The following is a 12,295-nucleotide window of genomic DNA, read 5'->3' as shown; positions in this document are numbered from 1 at the left end:
TTATTAATGCTTTTTGTCTATAATTTTATAAAAGATTAAAACTTCTCGGAACTTAAATGGCTATAAAATTTCGAAAACTTCAAATTTCCTAATCACCAAATAAAATGGTATTTTAGCATTCTTTAAAATTTTAGTATAAAATGATCAGCAATACACAATTTGAAACCGAATTACAACTCATAATACAAAACGGAATTCGTGAGGATTTGGGCGATGGAGATCACAGTTCCTTAGCCTGTATACCTATTTCGGCAATTGGAAGAGCAAGGCTTTTAGTAAAAGGAGATGGTGTTATTGCAGGTGTGGCTTTTGCCAAAATGATTCTCAATTATGTTGACAGTAATCTGAAAATGGAAATATTTATTGAAGATGGAACTCCAGTGAAATATGGTGATGTAGTTTTTCAGATATCTGGAAGCTCACAATCCATCCTTAAAGCCGAAAGAATAGTACTCAATTCTATGCAACGAATGAGTGCTATTGCCACCAAAACTAAAAGTTATATCGACTTGCTGCACGGAACAAATACACAAATTCTTGACACGCGCAAAACTACTCCAGGTTTTAGAGCCTGCGAGAAATGGGCTGTAAAAATAGGCGGAGGCGAAAACCACCGTTTTGCACTTTATGATATGATAATGCTCAAAGACAACCATATTGATTTTGCTGGTGGAATTACTTTGGCTATAGCTAAAACTAAAAGCTATCTAAAGAAAAAAAAACTCAATCTTAAAATCATTGTAGAAGCCCGAAACCTTGATGAAATCAAGGAGATTCTTGAAAGTGAGGGAATTCATAGGATTTTGATTGACAATTTTAATTATGACGACACCCGAAAAGCAGTTGCCTTAATAGGAACTAAATGCCAAACGGAATCATCAGGGAATATTAACGAAGAAATCATTCGTAGTTATGCCGAATGTGGAGTAAATTATATTTCGTCAGGAGCATTAACACATTCGATTTACAACATGGATTTGAGCCTGAAAGCCTTTTAAAATGAGCCACGTATGAGTAAAGAAATAGAAGAAAGAATAGAAAAAATTCCAGTTTTGAGAAGACTGGTCCATTTTCTCAAAAGAATAAAACTGCCTTGGTTGTATGAGTTGTCATTGTATGATTTATTAGAATTATACATCATCGGAATTGTCGAAGGAGCCTTATCCTATAGAGCTTCCGCCATTGCATTCAGCTTTTTTATGGCATTATTTCCATTTGCTTTATTTATCTTGAATCTCATTCCGTACATTCCCATTGAGGGATTTCAGCAAGATTTTCTCAAATTCGTAGAGCACGGAGTTCCCCCACATACTTATGATGCAATTGCCAGCATTATCAATGACATTCTCAATAATAGTCATTCTGGACTACTTTCTTGGGGGTTTGTTCTATCCATTTTTTTAATGGCAAATGGCTTAACTGCTATACTTGGCGGATTCCAAACGTCACATCATATCATCATTAAAAGGGGTTTTTTACATCAATATTTTGTGGCTCTAGCAATGTCGTTATTACTATCTTTATTATTATTAATTACTGTCGCTACCATCCTTATTTTCGAAATTTTTATTCAAAAAATTAAAATGCATGACGTTCTTAATGACAACATTCCCTTCATACAAATGGGACGGTATTTATTTGTAATTTTAATGATTTTGGTTACTACTTCAATATTATTCAGATTTGGAACCAAGCAAACCCATAAACCTGTATTTATTACCATTGGTTCTGTGTTAACGACTATTCTCATTATTCTTTCTTCTTATTTTTTCGGGATTTGGGTAATTCGATTTTCAAAATACAATCAATTATATGGATCTATAGGGACATTATTAATCATGATGTTTTACATTTGGATCAACTGTATGATCTTGTTGCTTGGTTTTGATTTGAATGCTGCAATCAATAAATTGAAAAACAAGCACAAGGATCTAAAAGCCCAAATTTTAAATCCTAATTCATAAATCTAAAATGCATTTTGTCGAAGTAATTTTACCGCTTTCTCTTGCTAAAACATTTACCTATCGCGTTTCTGAGGCTGAATATAATTATATCAGAAAAGGAATGCGTGTGGCGGTATCTTTCGGAAAAAGTAAAATATACACAGCACTGGTTATCGAAATTCATCAAAACAAACCTACTTTATACGATGCCAAGGAAATTCATCAAATCCTCGACGAAAACCCCATTGTAACCGAAATACAAATCGCCCATTGGCAATGGATTTCTTCTTATTATATGTGTTCTATTGGAGATGTGTATCGCGGAGCAATGCCTTCGGCACTTTTGCTAGAAAGTGAAACTGTTATTTCTCAAAAGCAAGATTTTTTTGTCGATGAAAGTCTGCTATCGGATGAGGAATTTCTGGTTTACGAAGCGCTTCAACAACAGAGTTCATTGAAAGTTCAGGACATAATTAATATTTTGAACAAGAAAAATATTTTTCCCGTTATCCAAAAAATGATAGACAAAAATATTCTGGTTCTTCAAGAAGAAATGTTAGAAAGCTATAAACCAAAACTCATTCGATATGTAAAATTACATTCAAAATACGAATCAAACCAAGGTTTAGGGGAATTGCTCGAAACCTTAAAAAATGCTAACAAACAAAAGGAAATTGTTCTGAGTTTTTTTCAATTAAGTGCTTCAGATAAAAAACCAATCACGGTAAAAAAATTGACCGAAACTGCTAATTCAACTACGGCAATCGTGAAAACATTGATTGACAAAGAGATTTTTGAAGAATATTATATTCAGGTTGATCGGGTCAATTTCTCGGGAAAAACTCGGGAAGAAAAATTGCATTTGAGCGCAACGCAGCAAATTGCTTTTGATGAAATCAAAGATAGTTTCGCTCAAAAAGAAGTTTGTCTTTTACATGGAGTCACTTCTAGCGGAAAAACCGAAATCTATATCAAACTCATTGAAGAATATATAAAAGAAGAAAAACAAATCCTGTATTTATTACCAGAAATCGCCTTAACAACGCAACTAGTAGGAAGATTACGCGATTATTTTGGTAATAAAGTGGCTGTTTTTCATTCAAAATATAGCAACAATGAAAGGGTAGAAGTCTGGAAACAAGTTTTAGCACAATCTCCAAAAGCACAGATTGTCATCGGAGCACGATCAGCCTTATTCTTGCCTTTTGCGAACTTGGGATTAGTTATTGTTGATGAAGAACATGAGCAAACATTCAAGCAGGTAGATCCCTCGCCACGGTATCACGCCCGCGATGCTTCGATAGTTTTGGCAAACAGCTTTAAAGCAAAAGTTTTATTGGGTTCGGCTACGCCAAGTATTGAAACCTATTATAATTCCCAATCCGGAAAATATGGTTTGGTCGAAATTTCCGAGAGATTTGGAAATGTAATGATGCCCGAAATCGAATTGGTCGACTTGAAAGACAAATACTTCCGCAAGAAAATGTCGGGTCATTTTAGCGATACCTTAATAGAGGAAATTACGACTGCTTTGTCATTAGGAGAACAAATTATTTTGTTCCAAAACCGAAGGGGTTTTTCACCTGTTATAGAATGCATGACTTGCGGACACGTTCCACAATGTTCACAGTGCGACGTGAGTTTGACGTACCACAAACATAAAAATCAATTGCGTTGTCATTATTGTGGATATTCAATGGCAAAACCATCAAATTGCCACTCTTGTTCAAGTATTCACTTGACCACAAAAGGTTTTGGAACAGAACAAATTCAGCAGGAATTGGTCGAATTGTTTCCAAGCGCAAAAATTGGAAGAATGGATCAAGATACTACTCGAGGAAAATTTGGCTTTGAGAAAATTATCGACGGTTTTAAAAATCGAGAAGTTGATGTTTTGGTGGGAACGCAAATGCTTGCCAAAGGTTTAGATTTTGACAATGTGAGTCTTGTGGGAATTATGAATGCAGACAATATGTTGTACCATCCTGATTTTAGGGCTTTTGAAAGAAGTTTTCAAATGATGACTCAGGTTTCAGGTCGTTCAGGTCGTTCAGAAAAACGCGGAAAAGTTATAATTCAAACTTATAATCCGGAGCATAATACGATTCAGCAAGTTGTTCATAATGATTATGAAGGAATGAGCAACGAACAATTGTACGAAAGGCAAATCTATAAATACCCTCCTTATTTTAAACTGATAAAGTTGACTTTGAAACATCGGGATTTTGATAAACTCAAAGAAGGTTCGATTTGGTTGTACCAAGTGATGCAACAAAACTTGGCTATTCCGGTTTTAGGTCCTGAAGAACCACCTATTTCAAGAATTCGCAATGAATACATTAGGACCATAATGATAAAAATCCCTATGAACCAGTCTTTGCAAGGCACAAAAAAAACTATCCAGAAGATGCTGAATAGTTTTGAGGCAGTTGCACAATACCGATCAATAAAAGTGACCGTGAATGTTGATTTTTATTAGTTAAAAGCTAGTACTCTGACTAAATCTTCTTTTTTATGCCGGCTCAGTGGAATTTTTGTAATTCCAATTTCGGCAAATCGGCTGTTAAAACGCTCTACTTTGTCATATTTATAATATAGGATTTGGGAACTCTAATAAACTTATCTTTTACAAATCTTTTTCAAAAGATTTCATCGTCGAAAGAACCAAATTACTATCTTCTTCGGTAACTACTTTTACATAATCATCAAAAGCTTCGATCCATTTTATCTTAGAGGTATAGATTTTTAGTTTTTTTAGATTACTTTTAATAAAAAGGCAATCACCATCGTCCTCATTAGTTTCAGATTTTAGCAATTGTAAATTAATAGCTCTTTTTACAGAAGCATTAAATCGATCAATTGCGATTGGTTTTTGAAGATATTCGGCAGCATCATAATCAAATGCTATCAAGGCATATTCAACTTTTTAAGTGATAAAGATAATTTGTGGTTTAGTTTTTTTAAACCATCCAAAAAATCAAAACCACTTGTAACAGGTATTTTAATGTCTAAAAAGATTAAGTCCACATTGTTCATGGTCATGTATCCTTTTGCTTCAATTGCATTCGAAAATTCACCAATAAGATGAAGATTGGGCTGATTATTTACTAATTTTTGATGACCCTTCTCTGAATGGGACTGTCGTCAACTAAGATACTATTTAGTTTCATAACTTATTTTTATAAAGATTTTTGGAGACTAAAATTAGTATGTTTTTTTTGCGTTATGACGACTAAAGTTTAATAACGTTTTTTTTTATTAAAAAAAAATGATTACTTTTGCAGCCAAATAACAAATAAATAAATATTTATGAATCATTATGAAACTGTTTTCATTTTAAATCCCGTTTTATCTGAAGTTCAGGTAAAGGAAACAGTAAGCAAATTTGAAGATTTTCTTACTAGCCGTGGGGCTGAAATGGTATCCAAAGAGGATTGGGGTCTGAAAAAAATGGCCTATGAAATCCAAAACAAAAAATCTGGTTTTTACCATTTATTCGAATTCAAAATTGCAGGCGAAATGCTTATTGCTTTTGAAACAGAATTTAGACGTGACGAAAGAATTATGCGTTTCTTGACTGTAAGTCTTGATAAACATGCTATTTCTTGGGCTGAAAGAAGAAGAACTAAACTTAAATCTGCAAAAGCTTAATCATTATGGCAACATTACAACAATCAGCTTCAGGAAAAAAAGACGGAGATATCAGATATCTTACGCCTTTGAACATAGAAACCAACAAAACTAAAAAGTATTGTCGTTTCAAAAAATCAGGTATCAAATATATTGATTATAAAGATGCCGATTTCTTATTGAAATTTGTTAATGAGCAAGGAAAAATACTTCCTCGTCGTTTAACAGGAACTTCATTGAAATACCAAAGAAAAGTGTCAGTAGCTGTAAAAAGAGCGCGTCACTTAGCATTAATGCCATATGTGGCTGATTTACTAAAATAATATTAAAAAACGCAGTTGTTGGTTTTCATCAAAACGAAACCTAACTTCTAATAACAAAGGACAACAACATGGAAATTATATTAAAAAAAGACGTTCAGAATTTAGGATTTAAAGACGATATTGTATCTGTGAAAAACGGTTACGGTCGTAACTTTTTAATTCCACAAGGCCACGGGCAATTGGCAACTCCTTCTGCAAAGAAAGTATTGGCCGAAAATCTAAAACAAAGAGCTCACAAAGAAGCTAAGGTTGTAAACGATGCGAAAGCATTGGCTGAAATCCTGAAAGCATTGGAAATTAAAATTTTAGCTAAAGCAGGAGGTGAAAAACTTTTTGGTTCAATCACTAATATAGATATTGCCGAAGCTTTGGAAAAAGCAGGACAAGCAATCGAAAGAAAATTTATAACAAGTGGTATCGTAAAACGTACTGGAAAATACGCTGCAAGCATTAGATTGCACAGAGATGTAGTAGTTGAATTACCTTATGAAATCATCGCTGAGAAATAAGATTGTTAACCTTTTGTTAATAAAATAAAAAAACCACTTAATTTAGTGGTTTTTTTTTGTTTATATTAGCAGACTAACTAAAAATTAAATATAATGAAAAAAATTATTACTTTATTTTTACTTGTATTTGCACTTCATTCTGTGATTGGGCAAACTACAACTTCTAGTATTAAAGGAACTGTTAAGGGTTCCGATTTGGAACTGCTTCCAGGAGCAACCATGCAGGCCGTTCACACGCCTACTGGATCCAAGTATTCTGCATTGTCAAATGCTGATGGAAGGTTTAATATTCTCAACATGAGAATTGGAGGACCATATAAAATTGTTGTTACTTTTGTTGGATATAAAACGCAGGAGTTTAATGATGTATATCTTGATTTAGGAAAGGTTTTTAACCTCGAGGTACTTCTTCAGGATGAAAGTCTAAAGTTGGAGGAAGTTGTAATCACGTCTTCTAAAGGTAAAGTTTTCGGAAGCGGAAGAACCGGTGCCGAAACTACAATTGGAAGAAAAGAATTAGCAACAATGCCTTCTATTTCAAGATCGGCTGCAGATTTTACCCGTATGGAGCCTACAGCAAGTGGAGGTTCTTTTGGAGGTAGAAACGACCAATATAATAATTATTCATTGAATGGAGCAGTCTTCAATAATCCGTTCGGATTAGATGCAGCAACTCCTGGTGGACAAACAGATTCTAATCCTATTTCTCTGGATGCTATTGAGCAAATTCAGGTGGCAACTGCTCCATATGATGTAACATTATCTGGATTTACAGGTGCTTCAGTGAATGCAGTTACAAAATCAGGAAGTAATGAATTTCATGGAACAGCTTATGCCTTCTACAGAAATCAAGATTTAACAGGGAGTAAAGTTAATGGAGAAAAAATATTTGTTCCTACATTGACTCAATCACAAGCCGGATTTAGCGTTGGTGGACCATTAATCAAAAATAAATTATTCTTTTTTGGAAATTACGAAGTTGACGAAAGAACTGATTTGGGTTCAAGCGTTGTTGCCAATGATGGAAATGGAACTACTGGCGTAAATGAGTCTAGAGTTTTAGCTGCTGACTTGATGAGTGTTTCAAATGCTTTAAAAACATTAGGTTACGATACTGGAGCATACCAAGGATTTACTCACAACTCTAACTCAAGTAAAGGAATTATTAAATTGGATTGGAATATAAATGATAACAACAAATTAGCTGTTATATATAATTTCCTTGATGCTTCAAAAGATAAACCAGCACATCCAACTGCTATAAATCGTAGAGGACCAGACTTCAATACACTTCAATTTGCAAATTCGGGTTATCAAATGAATAACAAATTAAATTCATTTTTATTAGAATTAAATTCAAAATTTAGTGAATCAGTTTCAAATAAATTACAAGCAGGTTACACTCATTTTAATGACTTTAGAAATCCGTTTTCTGCACCAGCTCCTGTAATAACAATTACAAAAGATGGTTCTCCTTATATCATTGCAGGACACGAACCTTTTTCTATAAACAACAAATTAGACCAAAAAGTTTTTCAAATAACAAACAACCTAAATTATATTGTTGGAAATCATAATTTAACTTTTGGTGGTTCATTCGAGAAATTCGAATTCGAAAATTCGTTTAACCTTAAAGGTTATGGTTTTGATGTTTTTGGAAGTACTGATTTAGCTGGTTTTAATGCTAACATTGCAAGCGGATATTATGCAGATCAATTAGCAGCAGCTAGTGCTACATTTAATTCAAGAGGTAAAATCGAAGCAGGTAAAAACGGCGGATGGAATTTATCAGAAATTAATGTAGGTCAATTAGCATTTTATATGCAGGATGAATTTAGTTTGAATGATAATTTTAAATGGACTATAGGTTTAAGAGCTGATAAGCCATTATACTTCAATACATCTGAACTAGTACAAAAATTTATTGACACTGAAAATTCAGAAGGATATTTACCTAATATTGATTATTATAATCCAAAAGATGGAAGTGTAGTACATTTTGATTCTACAAAACTTCCTGGAAACTCATTGCTATGGTCACCAAGAGTTGGTTTCAATTGGGATGTAAATGGAGAGAACACAACCCAACTTCGTGGAGGAACTGGTATTTTTACTGGAAAACTTCCTTTTGTTTGGATAGGAAATCAAGTAAGTGGAGTTGATCCATTTTTCTACCAAGTAGTTAATAAAGACTTTAAATTTCCACAAGTTTTTAGAACAAGTTTAGGATTAGACCATAGATTCAAAAATAATTATATAGCAACTGTAGATATGTCATACAATAAAGACATCAATGCAGTTCACGTTCAAGATTGGGGTTTAAAAAAACCTACTTCAAGTTTAACTGGAGCTGATAACAGAGCGATTTATGGTGATACGAATCATGGTGTTTGGACAGATTATGGTTTTCCAGTATCATCTCATGCTTATGTTTTAACCAATTCTAAAAAAGGAAGCGCATTCAATGCTTCTGTAAAAATTCAAAAAACATTTGATAGTGGCTTATTTGCAAGTGTAGCTTATAACTATATGAATTCACTTGATGTAAACTCAATTGAGGCTGAAATTACAGGTGATGCTTTTGCTTTTAACCCAGCTTTAGGAAATGTAAACGATGACGTTCTTTCTAATTCTAAATATGGAGACAAAAACCGTTTCATTGGTGTAGCTTCAAAAAAATGGAAATATGCTAATGATAAGTGGGCTACAACTGTTTCTACTTTCTTCGAATATGCTCAAGGTGGTCGTTTTAGCTATACTTATGGTGGCGATATCAATAATGACGGTTCAGGAGGAAATGATTTAATTTTTATCCCAACAACAGCACAAATTAGCGGAATGACTTTTTCTGGTTCTGGTCAAGGTGCCGCTTATGATAATTACATCAAACAAGATGATTATTTGAACGGAAGAAGAGGACAGTATGCTGAGCGTTATGGTGCTTTGTCTCCTTGGAGAGGGAAATGGGATTTTAAATTTATGCAAGATTATAACTTTAAAGTATCTTCTGCTTCAAATAAAACAAATACCATTCAATTCAGTATCGATGTGTTAAATTTAGGAAATTTATTGAACTCTGATTGGGGATTAGTACAAGTTCCTACAAGTGTACAGCCAATTGGTGTTTCAGTTGCTGGAAATGTGCCAACTTATACATTTAGTGGTACTCAAACCAAAACTTTCAATTATGATGCTAGTTTAGCTTCAAGATGGCAAGCACAATTTGGTGTGAGATATATTTTCTAATAAAATATAAAAGTTTTAAATTAGCCTTCTCATTTGAGAGGGCTTTTTTGTTATTAAAAGGGTCATAATTTTTTAATCCCAATTTTTTAACCACATTGAAATACTCTAGATTAACCAAAGAACAATTCGAAGAATTACATCAAGAATTCATTAATTTTCTAGCAACACAGGCTATCGATAAGGCCGAATGGGATAAGATTAAAACCGAAAAACCAGAAGTTGCGGAACAAGAACTAGATGTTTTTTCGGATTTAGTTTGGGAAGGCGTTCTTAGTAGAGCACAATATTTAGAACATTTCTCCAAAAACCATATTTTTCTTTTTCAATGTTTTGATACTTATGTGCAATCCATTGTATTGAAATCCTTGATTTCCGAAACTGATTTCCTGACCAAAGAGGGTTTGCAATGGTTAAGCGACAACATGTTTACCGATACCATTGAAATGAAAACAGGAAAAAAACAATTTTCAGAAGAAAGAAACGCTTCCATTTTCGAATTGATTCAACAAGGATCGTTTTTAAGCGACGGCCAATTATTTAAACAAATAAATTCGATTATTGAATCGTAATTACTTCGTTATTTCATTAAATTGGTTATTTTAGTGCTTTATTTTTAAAGACTAAAATAGCCAATTTTATTTTTCATGGAGATTCAAAATACAATTCAAAAATTACGAGAAGAACTAAATCAACACAACCATAATTATTATGTCTTGGATAGGCCAACAATTTCCGATTTTGAATTTGACCAAAAACTCAAACAACTTCAAGAATTTGAAGAGACGCATCCAGAATTCTTTGACGAAAATTCTCCATCACAACGAGTTGGAGGAACAATCACTAAGAATTTTAAAACAGTTTCCCACGAATACCGCATGTATTCTCTAGACAATTCCTATTCCAAAGACGAATTATTAGATTGGGAAAAGCGCATCCAAAAAGTGTTGGGCGATGTTTCTTTAGAATACACCTGCGAATTGAAATATGATGGAGCGTCAATTAGTATCACTTATGAAAACGGAAAGCTAAAACGGGCTGTTACTCGTGGCGATGGTGTTCAAGGGGATGACGTTACGAATAATATAAAAACCATAAAATCAATTCCTTTAAAATTGAAAGGTGATTTTCCTGATAAATTTGATGTTCGTGGCGAAATCATTTTGCCTTTTGCAGGGTTTGAAAGAATGAATCAGGAATTAATAGAAATTGGGGAAACACCTTATTCCAATCCTCGAAATACAGCTTCGGGAAGTTTAAAATTACAAAACAGTGCTGAGGTAGCAAAACGTCCATTAGATTGTTTGCTGTATTTCATCATTGGAAATAAATTACCTTTCAAATCCCAGTTTGAAGGCCTTAAAAATGCTCGGAATTGGGGTTTCAAAGTACCAAAGGAAGCCGAATTAGCACAGAGTCTAGAGGCGGTTTTTCAATACATCGATTACTGGGACATACATCGACATAATTTGCCTTATGAAACCGACGGAGTAGTAATAAAAGTAAATTCATTTCATTACCAAGACGAATTGGGATTTACTGCTAAGTCTCCGCGTTGGGCTATCGCCTATAAATTCAAATCAGAGCAAGTTTCCACAAAATTAAACTCGATTTCCTATCAAGTAGGAAGAACTGGAGCAATCACTCCAGTTGCTAATTTAATTCCAGTACAATTAGCGGGAACCATAGTAAAACGCGCTTCATTGCATAACGCAGACCAAATTAAAAAATTAGATATTCGAGTTAGTGATGAAGTTTTTGTTGAAAAAGGAGGCGAAATTATCCCAAAAATAATTGCCGTGGATTTGAGCAAACGACCAGCCAATTCCGAACCCACAAAATACATTACTCATTGTCCGGAATGCAACACGGAATTAATCCGTGGCGAAGGAGAAGCCAATCATTATTGTCCTAATTTTTATGGCTGCCCTCCGCAAATTATGGGGAGAATTCAACACTATATTTCGAGGAAAGCAATGGATATCGAAGGTCTTGGCGGAGAAACCGTGGCTTTGCTTTACAACAACGGACTAGTTCATAATTATGCTGATTTATATGAATTGACCTTAAGTCAAATTCTACCTTTAGAAAGAATGGCTCAAAAATCGGCAGAAAACTTGGTACGCGGCGTCGAAAACTCCAAAAATATTCCTTTCGAAAGAGTATTGTACGCTCTTGGAATTCGATTCGTAGGTGAAACAGTGGCGAAAAAACTGGCCAAACATTATAAAAACATAGATGCATTAAGTCAAGCCAGTTTGATGGATTTAGTTTTGGTAGACGAAATTGGGGAGCGTATTGCACAAAGCGTTATTGATTTTTTCGAAAATCAAGAAAATAGAATTACAATCGAACGTTTAAAAAGGTTTGGTATTCAATTTGAAATTCTCCAAAAAATAAATCCAAATGCCACAGACAAACTCTCCGGTAAAACCTTCGTTGTTTCGGGAGTTTTTGAACAATTTTCGAGAGACGATTTGAAGAAAGCAATCGAAGATAATGGTGCTAAAGTAGGAAGTTCTATTTCTGCTAAAACAGATTATGTCGTTGCTGGAGCAAATATGGGGCCAGCAAAATTAGAAAAAGCTGTCAAGCTTAATATTCCGATTATTTCAGAAATGGATTTTATGGAAATGCTTCAGTAGTT

At 33.9% G+C, this 12,295-nt stretch carries 9 protein-coding genes and 1 pseudogene; 9 read left to right on the top strand and 1 reads right to left on the bottom strand.

The features are described from left to right. Window positions 1-140: 140 nt before the first annotated feature. The 3 genes from nadC to priA are packed head-to-tail and all read left to right on the top strand — an operon-like array spanning window position 141 to window position 4,422. A complete protein-coding gene (gene nadC, locus AABM59_RS07485) occupies window positions 141-998 on the top strand; it encodes a carboxylating nicotinate-nucleotide diphosphorylase (RefSeq protein ID WP_338408341.1) in 858 nt (285 codons plus the stop codon). Window positions 999-1,010: 12 nt separating this feature from the next. Continuing rightward, on the top strand, window positions 1,011-1,964 hold the full coding sequence (locus AABM59_RS07480) for a YihY/virulence factor BrkB family protein (RefSeq protein ID WP_338408340.1): 954 nt from the start codon (window positions 1,011-1,013) through the stop codon (window positions 1,962-1,964). Window positions 1,965-1,971: 7 nt separating this feature from the next. After that, window positions 1,972-4,422 (top strand): primosomal protein N', encoded by a 2,451-nt coding sequence (priA, locus tag AABM59_RS07475; RefSeq protein ID WP_338408339.1) that lies wholly within the window; start codon window positions 1,972-1,974, stop codon window positions 4,420-4,422. On the opposite strand, the pseudogene AABM59_RS07470 reads toward priA, so the two are convergent. Further along, window positions 4,419-5,113: pseudogene (locus tag AABM59_RS07470) on the bottom strand (LytTR family DNA-binding domain-containing protein). The gene priA and the pseudogene AABM59_RS07470 overlap by 4 nt on opposite strands. Window positions 5,114-5,252: 139 nt before the next feature. Between AABM59_RS07470 and rpsF the strand changes: the two are divergent. The 6 genes from rpsF to ligA all read left to right on the top strand — a co-directional run bounded on the left by rpsF (window position 5,253) and on the right by ligA (window position 12,293). Continuing rightward, window positions 5,253-5,594 (top strand): 30S ribosomal protein S6, encoded by a 342-nt coding sequence (gene rpsF / locus AABM59_RS07465; RefSeq protein WP_338408338.1) that lies wholly within the window; start codon window positions 5,253-5,255, stop codon window positions 5,592-5,594. A gap of 5 nt (window positions 5,595-5,599) precedes the next feature. Next, window positions 5,600-5,896 (top strand): 30S ribosomal protein S18, encoded by a 297-nt coding sequence (rpsR, locus tag AABM59_RS07460; protein ID WP_007138295.1) that lies wholly within the window; start codon window positions 5,600-5,602, stop codon window positions 5,894-5,896. Window positions 5,897-5,964: 68 nt separating this feature from the next. Continuing rightward, complete coding sequence (gene rplI, locus AABM59_RS07455; RefSeq protein ID WP_338408337.1) at window positions 5,965-6,405, top strand: 50S ribosomal protein L9; 441 nt, start codon at window positions 5,965-5,967, stop codon at window positions 6,403-6,405. Window positions 6,406-6,498: 93 nt separating this feature from the next. Then, window positions 6,499-9,651 carry a TonB-dependent receptor gene (locus AABM59_RS07450; RefSeq protein ID WP_338408336.1) on the top strand — a complete coding sequence of 1,051 codons (3,153 nt, stop codon included), beginning with the start codon at window positions 6,499-6,501 and terminating at the stop codon, window positions 9,649-9,651. A gap of 95 nt (window positions 9,652-9,746) precedes the next feature. Next, complete coding sequence (locus AABM59_RS07445; protein WP_338408335.1) at window positions 9,747-10,220, top strand: DUF6495 family protein; 474 nt, start codon at window positions 9,747-9,749, stop codon at window positions 10,218-10,220. A gap of 75 nt (window positions 10,221-10,295) precedes the next feature. Further along, the gene (gene ligA, locus AABM59_RS07440; RefSeq protein WP_338408334.1) at window positions 10,296-12,293 is read left to right on the top strand and encodes an NAD-dependent DNA ligase LigA; all 1,998 of its coding nucleotides are present in this window, start codon (window positions 10,296-10,298) and stop codon (window positions 12,291-12,293) included. Window positions 12,294-12,295 lie beyond the last annotated feature (2 nt).

It is taken from the genome of uncultured Flavobacterium sp. (assembly GCF_963925185.1).
Classification (GTDB): domain Bacteria; phylum Bacteroidota; class Bacteroidia; order Flavobacteriales; family Flavobacteriaceae; genus Flavobacterium.
The sequence above is the reverse complement of the archived record's forward strand: the minus strand, read 5'-3'. Positions and strand labels throughout refer to the sequence as shown.